Annotated in this window: 16 protein-coding genes; 5 read left to right on the top strand and 11 right to left on the bottom strand. The window is 69.2% G+C overall.

Annotation, left to right across the window (positions count from 1 at the left end; genetic code table 11):
• Window positions 1–10: 10 nt before the first annotated feature.
• On the bottom strand, window positions 11–673 hold the full coding sequence (locus AB0J16_RS46510; RefSeq protein ID WP_358552176.1) for a GDSL-type esterase/lipase family protein: 663 nt from the start codon (window positions 671–673) through the stop codon (window positions 11–13).
• Between the two features lie 177 nt (window positions 674–850).
• On the opposite strand from AB0J16_RS46510, the gene AB0J16_RS46505 reads away from it, so the two are divergent.
• Window positions 851–2,080 (top strand): transposase, encoded by a 1,230-nt coding sequence (locus AB0J16_RS46505; RefSeq protein ID WP_358552174.1) that lies wholly within the window; start codon window positions 851–853, stop codon window positions 2,078–2,080.
• A gap of 18 nt (window positions 2,081–2,098) precedes the next feature.
• Here the strand turns inward: AB0J16_RS46505 and AB0J16_RS46500 are convergent, their stop codons facing one another.
• Entirely contained in the window at window positions 2,099–3,613 is a 1,515-nt protein-coding gene (locus AB0J16_RS46500) for an FAD-dependent oxidoreductase (RefSeq protein ID WP_358552172.1), read from the bottom strand.
• Window positions 3,614–3,804: 191 nt separating this feature from the next.
• On the opposite strand from AB0J16_RS46500, the gene AB0J16_RS46495 reads away from it, so the two are divergent.
• Entirely contained in the window at window positions 3,805–7,218 is a 3,414-nt protein-coding gene (locus AB0J16_RS46495; RefSeq protein ID WP_358552170.1) for a BTAD domain-containing putative transcriptional regulator, read from the top strand.
• Window positions 7,219–7,226: 8 nt separating this feature from the next.
• Here AB0J16_RS46495 and AB0J16_RS46490 read toward each other — a convergent pair whose 3' ends face one another.
• From AB0J16_RS46490 to AB0J16_RS46475, 4 genes are all read right to left on the bottom strand, one after another.
• Complete coding sequence (locus tag AB0J16_RS46490) at window positions 7,227–8,597, bottom strand: PhzF family phenazine biosynthesis isomerase (protein ID WP_358552168.1); 1,371 nt, start codon at window positions 8,595–8,597, stop codon at window positions 7,227–7,229.
• 100 nt (window positions 8,598–8,697) lie between these two features.
• Entirely contained in the window at window positions 8,698–10,788 is a 2,091-nt protein-coding gene (locus AB0J16_RS46485; RefSeq protein WP_358552166.1) for a beta-propeller fold lactonase family protein, read from the bottom strand.
• 271 nt (window positions 10,789–11,059) lie between these two features.
• On the bottom strand, window positions 11,060–11,260 hold the full coding sequence (locus tag AB0J16_RS46480; protein ID WP_358552164.1) for a DUF5708 family protein: 201 nt from the start codon (window positions 11,258–11,260) through the stop codon (window positions 11,060–11,062).
• Between the two features lie 45 nt (window positions 11,261–11,305).
• Window positions 11,306–12,535 carry a transposase gene (locus AB0J16_RS46475; RefSeq protein WP_358552162.1) on the bottom strand — a complete coding sequence of 410 codons (1,230 nt, stop codon included), beginning with the start codon at window positions 12,533–12,535 and terminating at the stop codon, window positions 11,306–11,308.
• A gap of 277 nt (window positions 12,536–12,812) precedes the next feature.
• Between AB0J16_RS46475 and AB0J16_RS46470 the strand changes: the two genes are divergently transcribed.
• Together AB0J16_RS46470 and AB0J16_RS46465 are read left to right on the top strand one after the other, a co-directional pair.
• Entirely contained in the window at window positions 12,813–13,160 is a 348-nt protein-coding gene (locus AB0J16_RS46470; RefSeq protein ID WP_358552160.1) for a hypothetical protein, read from the top strand.
• 39 nt (window positions 13,161–13,199) lie between these two features.
• Entirely contained in the window at window positions 13,200–13,934 is a 735-nt protein-coding gene (locus AB0J16_RS46465; RefSeq protein ID WP_358552158.1) for a hypothetical protein, read from the top strand.
• A 55-nt stretch (window positions 13,935–13,989) separates the two neighbouring features.
• On the opposite strand, the gene AB0J16_RS46460 is transcribed toward AB0J16_RS46465, so the two are convergent.
• Complete coding sequence (locus tag AB0J16_RS46460; protein WP_358552156.1) at window positions 13,990–14,535, bottom strand: flavoprotein; 546 nt, start codon at window positions 14,533–14,535, stop codon at window positions 13,990–13,992.
• A 124-nt stretch (window positions 14,536–14,659) separates the two neighbouring features.
• Between AB0J16_RS46460 and AB0J16_RS46455 the strand changes: the two genes are divergently transcribed.
• Window positions 14,660–15,262 (top strand): cadmium resistance transporter, encoded by a 603-nt coding sequence (locus AB0J16_RS46455; protein WP_358552154.1) that lies wholly within the window; start codon window positions 14,660–14,662, stop codon window positions 15,260–15,262.
• Between the two features lie 30 nt (window positions 15,263–15,292).
• Here AB0J16_RS46455 and AB0J16_RS46450 read toward each other — a convergent pair whose 3' ends face one another.
• Genes AB0J16_RS46450 through AB0J16_RS46435 form a run of 4 tightly spaced genes read right to left on the bottom strand, consistent with a single transcriptional unit; the run spans window position 15,293 to window position 19,558 of the window.
• Window positions 15,293–16,204, bottom strand: a complete 912-nt coding sequence (locus tag AB0J16_RS46450; protein WP_358552152.1) for a polysaccharide deacetylase family protein — start codon at window positions 16,202–16,204, stop codon at window positions 15,293–15,295.
• Window positions 16,191–16,904 (bottom strand): fumarylacetoacetate hydrolase family protein, encoded by a 714-nt coding sequence (locus tag AB0J16_RS46445; RefSeq protein WP_358552150.1) that lies wholly within the window; start codon window positions 16,902–16,904, stop codon window positions 16,191–16,193. The genes AB0J16_RS46450 and AB0J16_RS46445 overlap by 14 nt, the downstream gene beginning before the upstream one ends.
• Before the next feature lie 3 nt (window positions 16,905–16,907).
• Window positions 16,908–18,155: an MFS transporter gene (locus tag AB0J16_RS46440; protein WP_358552148.1), complete on the bottom strand. Its 1,248-nt coding sequence runs from the start codon at window positions 18,153–18,155 to the stop codon at window positions 16,908–16,910.
• Complete coding sequence (locus tag AB0J16_RS46435; RefSeq protein WP_358552146.1) at window positions 18,152–19,558, bottom strand: amidohydrolase family protein; 1,407 nt, start codon at window positions 19,556–19,558, stop codon at window positions 18,152–18,154. Before AB0J16_RS46435 ends, AB0J16_RS46440 begins: the two co-directional genes overlap by 4 nt.

Below are 19,558 nucleotides of genomic sequence, written 5' to 3'. Positions count from 1 at the left end.
CGAGGCCCGGTCACGCGACCAGGCGCAGCCAGGCCGCCGCGAGTGCGGCGTGACCGGCCGGTGTCGGGTGCGCGCCGTCCGCGGCCCAGTACTCCGGCCCGGTCGTCGCGGCGAGCTCGGCGAACATGCCGTCGGCGGCGAGCAGGTGCGCGCCGTACTTGCGGGCGAGTTCGCGGACGACCTGGTTCTTCGGGTCCAGGTCGGCCCGCCACTCCTTCCGCTCCTTCTCGCCTATGTGCACGTCGCCGACCTCGACAAGGCCGCTGATCGGCAGGAGGGACGTCTCGATGAGGATCAGCTCGACGCCGGCCTCGGCGAGGGGCGCGAGCAGGCGGTCGTAGCCTGCCGCGTACTCCTCGATGGAGATCACGTAGCCGTCCGGGTCGTACGTGTGCCAGGCCACGTCGTTGCCGCCGACGAGGATCGACACCACGTCCGGGCGCGCGTCGAGCACGTCCGCCTGCCAGCGGGCTTCGAGATCCATCACCTTGTTGCCGGCGATGGCGGAGTTCAGCCAGGTAACGGGCCGGTCCGGGTGCCGCAGTCCCCACTCGCCCGCGACGCGCAGGGGGTAGCCGAAGCCGAGGCCGTCTTCGCTCTCCAGCCGTTGGCAGTCGGTGACCGAATCGCCGGTGAACATCACGGTGCTTCCCGGTCGGAGGGTGATCGTCATTTGTGCTCCTGAATCTCGGTCGAGGAGAGGAAATTTCATCTGAATGGTGGCGCGGACGCCCTGTCCTTCAAGGCCGTGAGGAAGCGCCACCCCCTCCTTTCGAAAACAGTATGGAAAGGCTCGGTCACGTTCGGTAATGTGTGCGGTGGGTGAGGAAGCTGTGACAGGAGGTGCGCGATGGCGATCCGCCGCTCCACCACCAAACTCCACGGCCTGCCCACCGTCGTGCAACTACGGCTCACGCCCACCCCGGCCCAGGCCGACGCGCTGGCCGCAGCGGTGCAGGTGTGCAATCAGGCGGCCACCGTCGTCTCCCGCCTGGCCTTCCAGCACCGCGTCTTCACCATGGTGGAGTTGCACCGCCTCGCCTACTACGAGGTGCGCGGGCAGCTTGCCGGGCTGGGCGCGCAGGCGGCCGTGCGGGCGATCGCCCGGGTCGCCGGCGCCTACGCCAACCGGCGCGCCAGCAAGAAACGGGCTCACATCTTCCGCCCGCACGGCGCGGTCCCCTACGACGCCCGGCTGATGAGCTTCAACCGTGACGCCCGCACCGTGTCGCTGTGGACCCCCACCGGCCGCGTCACCCTCCCCTACACCGGCCGACCAGAAGACCTCAAAGCCATCGACACGCTGCCGATGGGGGAGGCCGACCTGATCTACCGGCGCGGCCTGTGGCTGCTGCAGGTCGCGCTCACCCTGCCCACACCGGCGACGCGTGAGCCGGTCGGCGGCTTTGTGGGGGTGGATCAAGAGGTGGCGAACCTGGCGGTCACCTGCGACGGCGTGGTGCTGCCCGGCCCGGCCCTGCCGGGGCCGGTCGGCGGTAACGGCCACGTCCGCACCCTGCGCGAGCGGCGGCACCGCCAACGCCGACGGTTGCAGAAGAAGGGCACGTCTGCGGCGCGGCGGGTGCTGCGCCGTCTGTCCGGTCGTGAGCACCGGATGATGACCGACCTCAACCACCAAATCTCGAAGTTTGTGGTGCGTGAAGCCGAACGCACCGGCCGCGGGGTCGCCCTGGAGGATCTGCAGGGCATTCGCGGGCGGGTAAGGGCTCATCGGTTCCAGCGGCGCACCCTGCACGGCTGGGCGTTCGCCCAGCAGATCACCTTCAGCCGCTACAAGGCCGCCCGAGCCGGAGTCGCCTTCGTCCTGGTCGACCCCGCCTACACCTCGCAGGCCTGTCCGGAATGCGGGCATATCAGCAGGGCGAACCGGCCGGCGCGGGGCCGGTTCGTCTGCGAAAGGTGCGGCCTCGCTGGGCACGCCGACCACATCGCAGCCCGCAACATCGCCACACGCGGCATAGCGGGCTGGGCTGCCATCAACCAGCCACACGCTTCCGGCCTCCCTTCAGCCAGACGGGACCGCGAGAGCAAACCACCAGATTCAGCGGGTGGTAGTTGATTTCGGGGCGGTGCGGCGTTAAATCGCCGGGCTACCGAACCAATGGCCGGCGGCCTGCTCGAACGCGTCACGATCAGGGGCGCGATCACCGGCCCAGGCGACTATGCCGTCGGGCCGGACAAGCAGGGCCCCGAATCCGAAGTCGTTTCTCGCCGGACCGGCTACATACCGCATCCGGTTTTCCCAGCCCATCGCTGAATCGTGCAGGCGTCGGTCGGCGCTGAAATCGAGCGCGACGCCTCGGCCGTCCCGCATCAGTTCGCCGAGGCGAGTGCCGTCCTCAAGGCAGAGCTCCGGGGCGTTGCGGCCGACCAGCTGCTGCTCGCTGCCGAGGTCATAACGGAGCGATGATCCCGATGTCCTCTCGAACACGTACGTCGTTCCGTCACGGGTTCCGAGCAGGTCGCGGACCACCGCCTGGATCGCCTGGGCATGCGGGTCCGGCCGCATGACCGCCGCCTGGGCGCGCGTCCAGTCCAGTACCCAGGCGCCGATCGGATGACGCTCGCGGGTATAGGTGTCGAGGAGCCCGTCCGGCGCGTACCCCTGCACTGTCGCCGCGAGCTTCCACCCCAGGTTCAAGGCGTCGCCGATGCCGAGGTTGAGTCCCTGCGCCCCAAGGGGAGAGTGGATGTGCGCGGCGTCGCCCGCGAGCAGGACGCGTCCCTGCCGGTAGGTCGTCGTCTGCATCGCCCGATCAGTGAAGCTTGAGGCGAGATGGACATCGCTCAGCGTCACGTCGGTGCCGGACACACGGCGCAGAACCGCCTGGAGATGCTCGCGAGTCGGCTGCCGCGAGCGGTCGAACGTGCCGCCGTCGAAGTCCAGCATGCCGATGTACCCGTCCGCGGGCGTCCGGAGGTACATGCCGGTCGGCGTCAGGTTGAATCCGGGGCGCAGCTTCTCGGGATCGGCGATGGTGGCGAGCACGACATAGCCGGTGAACTGCGGCTCGGTGCCGACGAAGTCGAAACCCGCGAGCCCGCGCACCGCGCTGCGTCCGCCGTCGCAGCCGACGAGCCAGCGCGCCGCGTACTCGTGCCCGCCGGCTCGAGCGACCACGCTCTCATCGGTCCGCGCGATGGCGGAGACCGTGACGCCGCGCCTGACCTCCACGCCGAGCTTGGCCGCCCGCTCGGACAGCACCGCCTCGACCGCTTCGAGGTTCGTCATCACGCCGTCCATCGCCGGGCTGGGCAGCCGGAACGGCAGGGCGGCGACGTCGACCTTGGCCGGATCGAGCATCATGCCGGCGAAGTGGCCCACGCCACGAGGGGGTGACGGCTCGTCCGTGTCGGAGTTCCCGCCGGAAGGGATGCCTGAGGCCGTCAACAGCGGGTGCAGCATCTCCCGCCGATAGAACGCCTCCACCGACGCCGCGGACAGGCCCCGCATCCCGAGCGGGTCCGCCTTCCACGGGGAGCCGGGCTCCGGCTCCCGCTCAAGCACCAGGACAGAGCAGCCCGCGAGACCAAGCTCGCAGGCGAGGAACAGACCAACCGGGCCGGCGCCCACGATCACTACGTCGTGCACGGAAGCCCCCTTTCCGAAAGTTATTGGAACGCTATTCCAGAGCGTTTTGCGCGGCCCCTCCGCGCGCCCCACGACGTTCTCCGGGGCATGCGAAGACTGACGCGGGCCGCTCACACGGGGCACACACGGCGCTCACATGGTGACAAGTCCTGATTTGGACACTCGATGGCACGCGCGCGAAGATTCGGAAGATGGACGGGGATGCGAGGCTTCGCGTCACGCTGCTCGGCGCCTTTCAGGTGTCTCGCGGTGACGCCGCCCTGCCTGTTCCCGGCGCGCGGTCGCAGGGCCTGGTCGTACGGCTGGCGCTGGCCGGCGGGCGCGCGGTCGAGCAGGGCGTCCTGATCGACGCGATCTGGGCCGATGACCTCCCGGCCGACCCCGCTCACGCCCTTCAGGCCCTCGTCTCGCGGCTGCGCCGATCCATCGGCTCGGCCGGCGACGTCGCGCAGGTCGCGGGCGGCTACCGGCTGAGCGTGGACGCGGCCGATGTGGACGCGCTGCGGTTCGAGCAGCTCGCCGCCGCCGGTCGTGACCGTCTGCGCGCCGGCGACCCCAATGGCGCGGCGGCCGTGCTCGGCGAGGCCGTGGCGCTGTGGGGCGACCGTCCCGGAGCCGAGCCTGCGGTCGTCGCTCAGGTCGCGCCCACCGTCGCGACCTGGCTGGCCCACGCCTCGATCGAGGCCGTCGCCGATCTCGCCGACGCCGAGTTGTCCCTGGGCCGTGCCGACGCGGCCGCCGTCCGCCTGACCGCCCTGCTCACCGAGCACCCCGTTCACGAGCGGGCGGCCGCGCTGCTCATGGACTCGCTCGCCGCCCAGGGTCGCCAGGCCGACGCTCTGGCCCTGTACGAGCGGGTCCGCGAAACCCTGGCCGACGCCCTCGGCACCGACCCGGGCACCGCCCTGCACGAACGCCACCTGCGCCTGCTGCGCGCCGAGCGGCCCGCCCCGGCCGCCGACGTCGCGCCGACCGAGCCAAGTAACCTGCCCGCGCCGCAGACCAGGCCGGGCAATCTGCCCGCGCCGCAGACCGGGCCGGGTAATCTGCCCGCGCCGCAGACCGGGCCGGGTAATCTGCCCGCGCCGCAGACCGGGCCGAGTAGCCTGCCCGCGCCGCAGACCAGGCCGAGTAACCTGCCCGCGCCGCTGACCAGCTTCATCGGGCGCGACGACGACCTCGCCCGGATCGACACACTGCTCGCCGCCGGGCGCCTGGTCACCGTGCTCGGCCCCGGTGGCGCCGGTAAGACGCGCCTCGCCGTCGAGGCCGCCCGCCGCCACGGCCACGACTACCGTGACGGCGCCTGGCTGATCGACCTCGCCTCGGTCACCGAGCCGGCCAAGGTCGGCGCGGCCGTGCTCGCCGGGATCGGGCTGCGCGGCGGCGCGATGTTCGAGGCCAGGACGCGGGTCGAGGGCGACGAGCTGGACGTGCTCGCCGACCGGCTCGGCGGCCGGGAGATCCTGTTGCTGGTCGACAACTGCGAGCACCTGGTCGACGCCGTGGCCCACCTGGCCGCGGCGCTGCTGTCCCGCTGCCCGGAGCTGCGCGTACTCGCCACCAGCCGCGAACCTCTCGCGGTCGACGGCGAGGCGCTGGTGCCGCTCGGCCCGCTCGCGCTGCCCGGCCCGGACGACGGCGTCGAGCAGGCCCGGCGGGCGGCGTCGGTACGCCTGTTCACCGAGCGGGCGGCGGCCGTACGCCCGGGCTTCGACGTGGACGACACGACGCTGCCCGAGGTCCGGCGGGTGGTCCGCGGCCTGGACGGGATGCCGCTGGCGCTGGAGCTGGCCGCCGCCCGGCTGCGGACGTTGTCGCTGCCCGAGCTGGCCGACGGGCTGTCCGACCGGTTCCGGCTGCTCACCACCGGCAGCCGTACCGCGCTGCCCCGGCACCGCACGCTGCGCGCGGTCATCGCCTGGAGCTGGCAACTGCTGAGCGAGCACGAGCGTACGGTCGCCGAACGCGTCTCGATCCTGCCCGGCGGCGTCACGCCGGCCTCGGCCACCGCGCTCTGCGCCGGCACCGCGGTGCCGGTCGCCGAGATCCCCGAACTGCTCGCGGGCCTGGTCGACCGGTCCCTGCTGCAGCTCGCGCCCGACCCGGGCCGCTACCGCATGCTGGAGACGCTGCGCGAGTACGGCGCCGACCGCCTGGCCGAGACGGGCGACCTCGGCGCCGTCCGCGACCTGGCAGCCGGCCACTTCGCCGAGCTGATGGCCCGGTACGACCCGCGGTTGCGCGGGCCCGGCCAGCTGACGGCCATCCGGGTCATCAGCGCCGAGTACGACAACACGCTGGCCGCCCTGCGCCGTCGGTGCGCCACCGGCGACGCCACCGGCGCGGTCGCTCTCGCCCTGAACCTGACCTGGTACTGGCAGATGTTCGGCCGGCACCCCGACGCGGCCTACTGGCTGGGCGAGGCGCTGGCGGTGCCCGGAGGCGGCGAACCGACGCCCGGCCGCGACTGCGCCCACGCGATCCACCTGATCAACCGGGCCGACACCCGGCCGGGGCTGACCACCGAGGAGGTCGCGGACGACCAGGCGCGGCTGCGCGAGCTGGCCGACCGGCTGCTCGCCTACCCGGAACTGCCGGGCCCGTGCGGCGCGCTCACCGCGCTCACGCTCGCGTTCCTGCGGGAGGAGGAGACCGTGTACGCGAAGATCGCGCGCCTGGCCGACGGCGACGACGTGTGGCTGTCCGGGCTGGCCCGCATGTTCCGCGCCCAGTTCGCCGAGAACGCGGGCCAGTTCGACACCATGCGCGCCGACGTGGAGGCGGCCCTGGCCTGCTTCCGGCAGGCCGGCGACCGCTGGGGTCAGGCCACCGTGCTGCCGATGCGCGCCCAGCAGCGGCAGTACGACGACGACCTCGACGGCGCGCTGGCCGACCTGCGCGAGGCGCAGTCGCTGGCCGGCGAGTTCGGCTCGCTCAGCCTCAGCGACGAGGTGTTTCTCCACCTGCGCTGGATCGACCTGCACCTGCGGCGTGGCGACACCGACTCGACGATCGCGATGGTCGGCTCGGCCCGGGAGCTGGCACTGCGCGCGGCCTCGCCGGAGCTGTCGGCCCTGGTCGACGCGTGGGAGGCCGCCTTCCGGGTGCGGCTCGGCGACCTGGACCGGGCGCGGGAGCTGCTCGACGAGGCCGAACGAGCTCTGCACGGCGACACCAGGTTCCCCGGTGACCACGCGCGGGCGCTGGCCGGCAGCGTACGGGCCGCGCTCTGTCTGGAGTTGGGCGACCTGGCCGGCGCGGAGAAGATGCTGGCGAAGGCGTACGCGGCGGCGCTGGACGCCCGGGACCTGCCGATCCTGTCGCTGGGGGCGGTGAACGCGGCCGCGCTCGCCCAGGCGCACGGGCGGCATCACGAGTCTGCCGTCCTGCTCGGCGTCGCCTCCCGGCTGCGCGGCACGCACGACCGCACCGACCAGCAGGTTCGCGAGCTCACTCGCCGTGCGCGGGCCGTGTTGGGGGAGGAAGCCTTCGCCACGGCGTACGGGAAGGGCTGGGAGCTGGACGGGAAGACAGCCGTGACCGAGGTCGACCCGGCCAGGCTGCGCCGGGAACTCGGGACGGCCGGCTCAGATCCCGAGTGATCAGTCGGTTATTGGATGGGCACCGCGGTGCCGGAGACCTTGACGCGGGAGTCGCCGGGAATGGTGCTACAGGTCAGGAGGCTGGGCCGCCCCATGTCGACGCCCTGGTGAATGGTGAGAACGGTGCCGTCTTCGAGGCGTCCCAGCGTACGCAGGTAGCCGGTGAAGGCGGCGGCCGCGGCGCCGGTGGCCGGGTCCTCGACGACGCCGCCAGGTGGGAACGGGTCGCGGGCGTGGAAGACGGTGGGGGACTCGGGCCAGAAGAGGTGGACGGTGGTCCATCCCAAGTCGGCCATGATCTTGCCCAGGGCCTCGAAGTCGTAGTCGAGATCGGCCAGGCGGCTCCGGCTGGCCGCGGCCAGGACGAGATGGTCGTTGCCGGCGTTGGCGACGTGCGCCGGGTAGGCGGGGTCCAGGTCATCGGCCGACCAGCCCAGTGCGGCGAGCACGGGCCGTACCTCCTCTTCGGAGGCTTGGCGGGTGGAGGTCGGCGGGCTGGTCAGGGTGGCGGTGATCTCCCCGGTCGGATCCGCGGCGATGTCCACCGGGACCGGGCCCGCCTGGGTGGTGAGGTTCACGGTTCCGGGGCCGATCCGCTCGCCGAGCGCGACCGAGGCGGCGATCGTCGCGTGGCCGCAGAAGGCGACCTCGGCGAGTGGGCTGAAGTACTGGATCCGGTACTGGCGCTCGTCCGTGGGGTGCAGGAAGGCCGTCTCGGAGTAGCCGAGTTCGGCGGCGATGGCGAGCATCGCCGCGTCTGACAACGCCCGGGCATCCAGGACCACTCCGGCGGGGTTGCCGCCGGCGGGAGTAGTGGTGAAAGCGGCATATCTCAGGACTTCGCTCATGTAGTCATCATGACTTTCGGGTGGTTGCTCCGCACCTGGCGTGGCTTTGGCGTCTTCTTCCTCCACCTGCACATAACCCGCGGAATGCACGGCCACGCCCAAGACCGTGGCAACCAGGATCGCGATCCCGGCGATCGTCATGATGTGCCAGAAACCGGCGACCACCCCGGCGTACCCGAGCCCGAGCGCGGCCTGCTGCGCCACCAGCACGAAAACGGAGCTCGTCGAGCGCCGACGGAAGGTCTCATGCTGGTTCAACACGATAAGAGCGGACAAGAGGGGGATGGCTAAGGAGAAAGCGACCACGCAGATCTGGGCGGACAGATCAAGGGCAGCGCCTCCGGGGGTCAGGAACGGCTGCACCAAGACCACTCCGATGGCGATCAAGCCGCCGTACATCAGGTTGTTCTGCCGCAGGGTCTGCTCCTGATGGGCTGCCGCCCGTTTTCGCCACCATTCTCCTTGTGCGGCGGCTTGCCGCCTCCACCATGCTTCGTCCCGGATGTTCTCGTCCAGGCTGTTCTCGTCCATGGCGACCATTGTGCAGACAGCGCGAGCCTGCCTCCACCGGCGTCCGCCGCCCGGAAGGCGAGCCGGGCGGGATCGGCTGTGCCGATCCCGCCCGCCCGGCTCACCAGTCGCTACTGGTGAGGCTCACCTCCTCCGGGGCGCGGCCGGGGGTGCCGGTGCAGACGTGGTTCTTCTCGGTTCCCGAGTGGTCCCGAAGTTTGGTCAGGCAGGTGCCGAGGGCCCGCTGGCCGTAGTAATTGGGGTGAATGGATTCCTGACTCTGGCCCTGGGATTCCAGGACGACGAGGAAACGAGTCCATTCGCTGATGTCGCCGGGCAGCGGGTTCTCAAGAGAGTTGGCGGCGGTGGCTTGCTGCGCACGGTTGGCGCAGACCTCGTGGCCGTCGAACAGGTTGCGCAGGTCGAGGAATTCCACGTTCTGGGTGCGGGCGACGTCCTTGAGCATGTCGGAGATCGCGGGAATGACGGTGTTATGGGCCCAGTCGGAGTCGTCGTTGAACATCGGGCAGCCGCCCACGGTGAAGCGCGAGTCGCTGAACTCGTGGTAGCGGTTCTGGTCGCCCAGCGGAACGGGAGACGGGTAGGACTGCAGGACGAGCCGGTAGGAGCCATCGGCGTAGTGGGCATCGGTCATGGCCCGCTTGATTTCCTGGACGGCCTGCTCGACCTTGGGCTTCGTCTTTGCCAGGCCGTCACGGAAGACGGGCTCCTGGTCCACGTGGCAGTGCTCGATCCCATGCTGCTTCTGCCATCTCTTGACGCATTTCTCAAGGACGGAGGCGAAGCCGAGGTCGTTGCCGCCGATGGACAGGACCACCAACTCGACCTTGTACCGCTTGGCGGCCCGGCGGAGCTGGTCGGCCTGGGGAGGCTCGCCCTTGAAGGATTTCCCGCCCGCGTCGGCCCCGATCACGTTGACGGTTCTGGCGCCGGAGCAGGCGAGGTTGATCCGGCGCAGCACGTTGATGGCCGCGCTCTGGATCTCGGCCGAGTCCGAGCGGTTGCAGCCGTTGTCGAAGGACTCACCGTAGACGCGCCGGCCGTTGTGACCGCACCGCAAACCGATCGCGGTGCAGTTGTAGGCGGCGCGGTCGGTCCCCCAGCGGTCACCCCGGTTGCTCGCCGGTACGGCATTGCCCTTCCAACGGCCGGCCTCACCGGAGATGTAGCTGTCACCGAGGGAGACGACGGCGGTCCGGTCCACAGGTCTGTCGAGAACGGCCACACCGATCGGAGACCGGCCGACGTTGATGGTGGTGACCTGCTCTTTGGTGGCGGTGTTGATCACTGACACGCTGTCCGACCGGTTGTTGGTGACGAAGGCGCGCGTGCCCGCGGTGTTGATCGCCACACCACTCGGTGACTGACCGACCTGGATGGTGCTGGTCTCCTTGTTGGTGGCGGTGTCGATTACCGAAATGGTGCCCGAGAAGTGGTTGGCGACGTAGGCGAAGGTGCCCGCAGGGTCGATCGCCACCGCGATCGGATGGTCGCCGGCGCGGATGGTGTCAGTGACCTTGCTGGTGGTGGTGTCGATCACCGACACGAGATTGGGGTTGGCCGCCCCATAGTGCGTCACGTAGGCGCGGGTGCCGCCGGGCGTAACGGCCACACTCTTGGGCCAGGACTTGACGCCTATGGTGGTGACATTGCTGGTGGCGGTGTCGATGACCGACAGGCTGCTCGACCCGTAGTTGGTGACGTAAACGCGGGTGCCGTCTGGGTTGATCGCCACACCGGTCGGAAAACGACCGACGGCGATCGTGGTGACAGAGGGCGGGGTGGCGGTGGTGTCGATCACTGACACGTTGTCCGAGCCGCTGTTGGCGACGTAGACGCGGGTGCCGTCCGGGTTGACCGCCACACCACTCGGCGAACGACCGACGTCGATCGTGGTGACGGCCTTGGTCTCGGTGTCGACCACCGACACGTTGGCCGAGGTGCTGTTGGTGACGTAGAGGCGGGTACCGGCCAGGTTGATCGCCACCTGGCTGGGAGCTCTGCCGACACCGACGGGCGTGACGGTCTTGTAGAACGTGTCGACCAGCGACACGTTGTCGGAACCGCTGTTGGCCACGTAGAGGAAGTCCTGAAGCTGTGGATCGGCGGACTTGGTCAGTTGTGGCTCTGTGGCCGCCGCCGCGGACTGGGTCAGTCGTGGGCCGGCGGTCGCCGGCGCGGATTCGGCCATGGGCACCGCCAACCCCGCTGCGACGACAACCCCCGCCGCCAACACCCAGACCCGGGACGGCCGCACCGGCCGATCTCGTCTGCCAGATGGTGGCCTGCGGCGGTCCCCTGCCGCCTGTCTCGTCTGACGTCTCAGCATCGAACCCCCGTATTCCGTAATGAGGGTCCTGTTCTAGCCAGGACGGCATCTCGCTCAGGGGGGCGACGCGCCTGGAAGAGGTTTCCTGGCTGATCATTGGCAGGTTACATAGTCGCCACCGCCGGTCACAGCGTCAGCGCGGCTCCGCGCCGTCGCCGCGTACGATCTTGTAGAGCCCGTACAGAGCCTCCAGACCGCCGAGGACCATCAGAACCAGCCCGACCTTCGTCGGTGTGAACACGAAGATCTCGGTGTCGAGCCCGAACAACCACAGCGCCAACCCGGCGGCGAAGACGGTCAGACCGGTGAGGAATGTCTTACGGGCGGGGGCCATGCGGATCTCTTTCGATCATGAGGGACGCGGTGCTGAAAACGCTAATCAACTACCACCGTTTGAAGCTGGTGGTTTGCTCTCGCGGTCCCGTCTGGCTGAAGGGAGGACGGTAGCGTGTGGCTGGTTGATGGCAGCCCAGCCCGCTATGCCGCGTGTGGCGATGTTGCGGGCTGCGATGTGGTCGGCGTGCCCAGCGAGGCCGCACCTTGTGCAGACGAACCGGCCCCGCGCCGGCCGGTTCGCCCTGCTGACGTGCCCGCATTCCGGGCAGGCCTGGGAGGTGTAGGCGGGGTCGACCAGCAGGAAGGCGACTCCGGCGCGGGCGGCTTTGTAGCGGGTGAAGGTGATCTGCTGGGCGAAGGCCCAGGTGTGCAGGGTGCGCCGCTGGAGCCGGTGAGCCCTTACCCGGCTGCGGATGCCCTGCAGGTCTTCCAGGGCGATGCCGCGGCCGGTGCGTTCGGCTTCACGCACCACAAACTTCGAGATTTGGTGGTTGAGGTCGGTCATCATCCGGTGCTCACGACCGGACAGACGGCGCAGCACCCGCCGCGCCGCAGACGTGCCCTTCTTCTGCAGCCGTCGGCGCTGACGGTGCCGCCGCTCGCGCAGGGTGCGGACGTGGCCGTTACCGCCGACCGGCCCAGGCAGGGCCGGGCCGGGCAGCACCGCACCATCGGAGGTGACCGCCAGGTTCACCACCCCTTGATCAACCCCGACAAAGCCGCCGACCGGCTCACGCACCACCGGCTTGGGCAGGGTGACGGCGACCTGCAGCAGCCACACGCCGCGCCGGTAGATCAGGTCGGCCTCGCCGAGAGGCAGCGTGTCGATGGCTTTGAGGTCTTCTGGCCGGCCGGTGTAGGGGAGGGTGACGCGGCCGGTGGGGGTCCACAGGGACACGGTGCGGGCGTCACGGTTGAAGCTCATCAGCCGGGCGTCGTAGGGGACCGCGCCGTGCGGGCGGAAGATGTGGGCGCGTTTCTTGCTGGCGCGCCGGTTGGCGTAGGCGCCGGCGACCCGGGCGATCGCCCGCACGGCCGCTTGCGCACCCAGCCCAGCCACCTGCCCGCGCACCTCGTAATAGGCCAGCCGATGCAACTCCACCACGGCGAAGACGCGGTGCTGCCAGGCCAGCCGGGACACGACGGTGGCCGCCTGATTGCACAGCAGCACCGCCGCCGCCAGCGCATCGCCCTGAACCGGTGCGGGTGTGAGCCGCAATTGCACGACGGTGGGCAGGCCGTGGCGTTTGGTGGCGGAGCGGCGGATCGCCATCGCGCACCTCCTGTCACAGCGTCCTCACTCACCGCACACATTACCGAACGTGACCGATAGTTTCCATACTGTTTTCGAAAGGAAGGGTGGCGCTTCCTCCCGCCCCTGAAGGACCGGGTCTCCGCGTCACCATTCAGATGAAGAGCCAGATCGGAGGCTTCCTGCGCGTTGAGGAGATCGGCCTAGATTCTTCGGGTGACGCCACTCCTTGCCTCTGGGCGGTTTGGGCTGGCATCATGCCGAACATGATCGAGAGAATCGAGTCCTTCGTCCGCCGGTGAGCGCGATGACCGAGCCTGGACCGCTCGGACCCCGGATCAGCCTGTTCGAGTACGCGCTGAGCCTGCACCAGCTAGATCCGAACTCTCCTCTGCCGCGTGACGGCGACCCGTACCCCGACGAGGAGCAGTACCGCCGACGATCGCGACGAGATATGCCAGAAGATCAACGGCTGGTCGGCGTGGATGTCGCCGTGATCCCGGACGGGCACTTCGCCAGAGCCGATGCACCGCCCAGCGAACTCGCCGATGCCTTCCACGACGTTGACGTCCCGATCCATCGCAACGAGCACATCGCCGCCGCAGCGCTGCGGGCGGACGCACAGCGTGTTCAGCAGACCGGGTGATGGCTCGTACGCCACAGCGGCGATCGGCGCTCCGCCGTCGTGGGGCTGGCGTTGCTCGCCGCCGATTGGGCGGAAGAGGACATCCCGCTGATCCGGACGATTGGGCTGCTGTCGAACTGGTTCGGTCCGTTGGCCGCCGATGCCCTGCGACGACGCCATCGTGGTGGCCAGGAGGCACTGATGTGGCTCGCTCAAAGGGTCGTCGGATGGGGACGGGTCTACGTCATTGAGGAACTCTGCCGGGGGAGCGCGTCGTCCAAGGCGCGCCCATGGCTGCTGCGTCACTCCTGCGACGGCGACTTCCTCAACGGCTACTTCGCCGGCCAGGTCGCCACCTCCGCTCACCTCCACGAAGCGACCACCGGGCCCGATGTCGACGACGACCTGATCGATCACACCGGCCGACTACTGAAGACCATGGCCGACTGCGGCGGCATGGGTCTGACCCTGGAGCGCTATCCGCTGGCACGCATCGTCCTGGACGCGTACGTCGGTCATCTCAGCCGCCAGACAGCGACCCTGAACAGGTATGTCGACGCCGCCATGATTGCCGACCACCTGGCCCAGAAACCGGCGGAAAGACTCGGTTACACCCCCGAACAGCGAGACCGCCTCGTACGCCGGTACCTGGCAGTGCTCGACCGGGAGGACTGGTGCGAGACGGTTCGCGCGGCCCATGACCCGGACAGCGACTTCTTCGCTTGGTTCGCCGGCAACGTAGCAGCGCGGCTGCGTCTACGAGCGTTCACCGATCCCAACACTGAGAAATCATGAGTAAGGCCCTCCGCTTCGCCCGGGACCAGCTGATTGGAGCGGGATTTCCACATCATTAGCGGGGATAGTGCCGCCCAATCTCCTCGAGCGCCAATGCCCAGGGATAAGTGTCCAGATTCTCTCCTCCGGTCTCAGCGGGAGGTGGCTCGAATTGGCCGGGGCCGAGGAGGACGGGGACGCCTTCGGCGCGCAGGCTTTCGACGCTTCGGAGAAAGGGGTAGCGGGAGGCTAAAGCGCTGCTGACGAAGGGCAGGACGACGACGGGAATGCCCAGGCCGGGCGCCTCGGCGAGGAGGCCGAGAGCGTAGGTGTCGGCGATGCCCTGGGCGAACTTGTTGATGGTGTTGTAGGTCGCGGGAGCAACGATGATCGCGTCGGCTCTGGGGGGTTTCGGCTCGTGCGGCTTGCGGTACTGGCTGCGGACGGGGCGGCCGGTCTGCCGCTCCAGTTCGGGAACGTCGATGAAGTCCAGGGCGGACGGGGTGGCGACTATCTGGACCGTCCAGCCCTCGTCCTGGGCGTCGGTGACCAGGCGGCCGACGTCGGCGGCGGCGCCCGCGGCGCACACGATGATGTAGAGGACCTTGCTGGATTGGATCACGTGAGGACTCCCGGCGGCGCGGCATACTCGCGGGCTTCACGCTAGACGCTGAGTCGGCGTCCTGAGACCAAGCCCGATACGTTCCTCAGGTACTCCCGCCTCTTGGAGAGGAACCACGCCCCTCGTGAACGTCGGCATCTTCGGGCAAGCCGCCGGCCTGTTCGCCGTCACCAACATCGACGACATCGTGATCCTGGCGCTGTTCTTCGCCCAGGGGGCCGGGCACCGCGGCGCCACCTCGCGGATCATTCTGGGGCAATACCTCGGGTTCGCCGCCATCCTCGTCGTCGCCATCGCCGCCGCTTTCGGCGCTACCTTCCTGCCCGAGCCCGTCATCCCGTACCTCGGCCTGCTACCGCTGGCCTTGGGTCTCAAGGCCGGCTGGCAGGCGTGGCGCGACCACGTCAACGGCGAGGACGCCGACAACGAGCAGGCCGCTTCGGGTGGACCCAAGGCGTTGGAGGTCGCCGCGGTCACCTTCGCCAACGGCGGCGACAACATCGGCGTCTACGTCCCTGTCTTCGCCACCGCTGGTCTCGGCGGCATGAGCGTCTATGCCGTCGTCTTCCTCGTCCTGGTCGCCGTCTGGTGCCTGGCGGGCAGGTTCTTCGCCACCCGACCCGTCATCGCCAAGGCTCTCAGCCGGTGGGGGCACATTCTCCTGCCCATCGTCCTGATCGGGATCGGCCTGCTCATCCTCGTCCAAGGCGGAGCCTTCGGCCTCTGACCGGGAGTGCGATGGCCACAACGAGGCTCGCTAGCGCGCGACCAAGGAGTCGTGCTCCGGTGATGGCTGTGGGGCGGAGCGGGCTTGGCGGTACCAGTCGAGAATCTGCTCACCGGTCCAGAACTCGACGTCCTGGTGGGCGCGGATGTGCTGCAGGGCCTGCTCGAAGTACCTCAGGCGGTGCGGTGCGCCCATGATGTAGGGGTGTACGACCAGAGCCATGACCCGGGCAGACTCGGCAGAGTCCTTGTACAGCTGGTCGAACTGGTCGACCGCCCGCTGGAAGTACTCACGAGCCGGATGGTGCTGGATCAGCATCATCGCGACGTCGTTGCACTCCTGGGTGTAGGGAATGTTGACGATGGGCGAGGTCCGGGTGGCCAGCTCCACGGGTTGGTCGTCCAGCACCCAGTCGCATACGTACTCATATCCCTCCTCGACCAGGATGTCCGGCGTCTCCCAGGTCTCGGTCAGTCCGGGGCCCAGCCAGCCCCGTGGCCGGGCACCGGTCACGGACTCGATCGCCCACGTGGTGGCCTGGATGTCGGCTCGCTCGTCCTCGACCTTCTGCATGTTCTTCTGGGTGAACCCGTGGCCGAGAAACTCCCATCCACGATCTCGCGCCGCCTGCGCGATCTGCGGGTAGTCCTCGACGGACTGGCCGTTGATCGCCAACGACGCTCGTACGCCCTGGCGGTCCAGGGACCGGAGCATGCGCCAGAAGCCGACCCGGTTGCCGTACTCGTGCCAGGCCCAGTTGGGCACGTCGGGTGCCGGGATGCCACCGGCCGGAGGGGTCAGGACGGTCCGGGGCATGGGATCGGTGTCGGACCAGGTCTCGACGTTGACGATGACCCAGACCACCATTCGCTTGCCATCGGGCAAGGCGAGTGTGGAGCGGCCTTCGATGGGGTCGTACTCGAGCCGTTCACTGGGACGCATGGGCGTCTCCTTCGCTGATGGTCACGGTCAGGGCGGGCAGGCCGGTGATCTCGACGCGAATCTGGTCACCGGGGCGTACGGCGGCGACGCCGGCGGGAGTTCCGGTGTAGATCAGGTCGCCGGGCATCAGGCGGTAGGAGTGGGACAGCTGGCTGATGATCTCCGGAACGTTCCAGATCATCAGGTCCAGGCTGGTGTGCTGCCGTTGGCGGTTGTTGACGCTCAGCCGCAGTTCGCCGGACAAGGTCGAGACGGCCTTCTCGATGGGGAGGATCGAGCCGCAGGGCGCCGAGTGGTCGAAGGACTTGCCGGCCTCCCAGGGACGGGCCATGTCGCGGCAGTCACGCTGCCGGTCGCGCCGGGTCAGGTCGATGCCGGCGGCGAGGCCGAAGATGTGCCCCGGCGCGTCCTGCGGGCTGATGCCGGACCCGGCCGCGCCGATGGCGACGACCAGTTCCCCTTCGAACTGAAGATCCTCCGTTTGAGGCGGGTAGGGGATGGCGGAGCCGTCGGGGACGACAGCGTCCGTCGGCTTCTGGAAGAAGAATGGTTTGTCGCGTTCGCTGCCCTCCCGCATCTCCTGGATGTGGTCGAGATAGTTCCGCCCGACACAGTAGACGCGACGGACCGGGAAGGACTTCGGCCTTCCGACAACGGGCAGGGTGGTCTGGGCGAGTTGCCAGAGCACAGGTGCGGTCATGGGTCAGTGATCCTGAGTCGTAGTGGTTTTGCTGAACAGGTGCGGGTGCAGGGTGAGAGCGAGGACGGCGCCGAGCACCGAGAAGCCGACGATCTGCACCATGCCCGCCGTGATCCAGTCGGTGGCCGAGACCAGGCGGCTGAACAGCAGACCGGCGACGCCGGCGGCGACATAGATACAGGTGACGAACAGTCCGGCCGCGCGGCTGACGTTCTCGCTGTTGACGGACTTGATGAGGTAGCCGGCCGCGGCCACGTACACACCGCTGCTCGCGAAGAGCCCGAACAGGAACGAGAAGGTCGCCTGCCAGGACGTCGAGCCGGGCCCGAGGAACAGGGCACAGCCGGACGCCGCGACACCGAGGTTGAGCGCCGGCAGCACGATCCGCGGACTCCACCGGTCGACCAGATGGCCGCCGAGTGGTGAGGCGAACGCCGCCAGTCCTGACAGCCCGATGACGAACCCGGCCCCGCCGGGGGTGAAGTCCAGTTGCTCACGGAGATAGCTGGCGTAAAGGCCGATGAACGCGAAATCGGCAAGACCGAAGAGCGCGACGATGGCGGCGAGTACGAGCGGGTTACGCGAGAGGAGCGTGTCCGCGCCACCGATGTGCGGGGACTGGCTCGCCGACGAGTCCACCTCTGTGAATCGTGGCGACACCAGCACCACGATGGCCAGCGCGAGGGCAATGCCGATGGCGGCGAACACGAGCATCGGTGCCCGCCAGGTGCCGTGACTCTCGAGCAGGCCGCTGCCGAGTGACGGGCCGATGACCGACCCGGCGGCGAAGGCCACGTTGACGCTGCCGATGGCCACGCCGCGACGGGCCGGGAACGCGGTCGAAGCCACAGCGATGATCATCGCGAGCTGCAGCGCCTCACCGACTCCGGACAGCACGCGCCACAGCACCATGTCCGTGAACCCGAACGAGGCCGTGGTCAGGGCGGTCGCGAGCGAGAACACGACGGTGCCGGCCACGATCGTCCGTTTGCGTCCGAGCATTCGCTGGAGCCGTCCGGCGGGTAGGCCCGCCAGCCCCATCCCGATGGCGAACACGGTGGCCTGCAACCCGGCCGCCTCGAGACTGAAGCCGTACTCGCCACGCACCTCGACGAGCAGGATCGGAAAGACCATGCGGTCCATGGCGTTGACGGCGTAGGCCAGCAGCAGCAGGCCGAACATCGCGACCGCGGCTCTGGGAGCCAGGCTTTCCCTTGGCGAGGGCAGGATGGAGTGGGGGGTGGCGTTCATCGTGGTCTTCCTTCATCCGCGATCGTTGGGGGATCCGAGATGGGCTGGGACGGGGTGCCGGCGCCGTGGGCCGGCCAGTCGCCGGCCGCCGCGGCCCTGCGCAGCAGCGCGTCGCGGCGGGCGGCGGCCACGAGGACGGGGTTGTCCGCGTCGTCGGTGGGCTCAAGCCGTCCGTGTCGCTTGAGAATCCGGCCATCGGCGATGACGGTGTCGATGTTGTCGACCTGGCCCGTGTAGACCAGCGCCTCGACCGGGTCGCCGGAGGGGACCAGGTTGATGTCGGACGAGCGCAGGATCACGAGGTCCGCGCGCTTGCCGGGGGTGACCGAACCGACGATCTCCTGCAGTCCGAGATCCTTGGCACCGTCGATCGTCGCGAACTGGAGCAGCCTGCGCGGTGTGACCGTACCGGAGCCGGTACGGGCGGCCTCAACCGAAATGATCGTGCGCAGGTGCCCGAGTATGTCGGCGCTGGTCGGCATGGCGAGCGTGTCCAGGGAGAGCGATACCCGCACGCCGGCTTCGAGGAGTTCCGTGAGCAACGGGAACCCCATGGTCCGCATCTCCGTGATCGGGCTCAGCGACACCCGGGTCCGAGTACGGGCAAGCGCGTGGATGTCCTGCTCGCTGGCATGGACGGCGTGGACGATCTGTACGTCCTCACCCAGCAGTCCGAGCTCTTCGAGGCGGACCAGGCCACAGCTGCGGCAGCCTTCCTCACGCAGGCATCGATCGCAGTGCATGGTGATCGGCAGGCCGAGTGACCGCGCCGCCGCCCACTCGCGCTCGTACACCTCTGGAGGGGTGCGGTAAGGGCCACGCAGGGCGACGCCGAAGTCCAGTCGGCCGTCGAGACGGTCACTGGACCAGCGCGCCCGCAGCGCGGCCAGGTCGTCCAGGTCGTTCGTGCTGCTTGGGGCGGCCGAGTCGGGGGGACCGTAGGAGAAGCGTCCGCGCAGGCCGGAGTCCAGATGCGCCTGGATGTTGGCGTCGGCGTCGCGAGGCCCGCGAACGTTGTGGTCGAAATTGTGCACCGTGGTGATGCCGCCGCTGATCGCCTCGGCCAGCCCGAGACGGGCCGCCCAGTAGAAGTCGTCCAGCTCGAAATGCGGCGCGAGCGCACGCTTGACCGTGAAGTAGTCCGTTCCGGGCCGGTCGCCGACCGTGCCGCGCAGGAGCGAGTTCCACAGGTGCCAGTGGGTGTCGACGAAGCCGGGAAGGGTGACTGTTCCGGCCGCGTCGATGATCTGCGCGTCGCCGGCCTCTCGGTCCGGGTCGTGCGGGCCGACGTCGATGATCTGACCGGCGCGGATGAGGATGTCGGCGGATGGAACGTCCCCGATGGCGGGATCCATCGAGATCACGTGCGTGCCCGCGATGAGCAGGTTGTGTCGTTGACGCAT

The sequence above is a fragment of the Nonomuraea sp. NPDC049750 genome, from assembly GCF_040659625.1.
Lineage (GTDB): Bacteria > Actinomycetota > Actinomycetes > Streptosporangiales > Streptosporangiaceae > Nonomuraea.
Note: the sequence above shows the minus strand (reverse complement) of the source record. Positions and strands in the feature narration are given on the sequence as shown.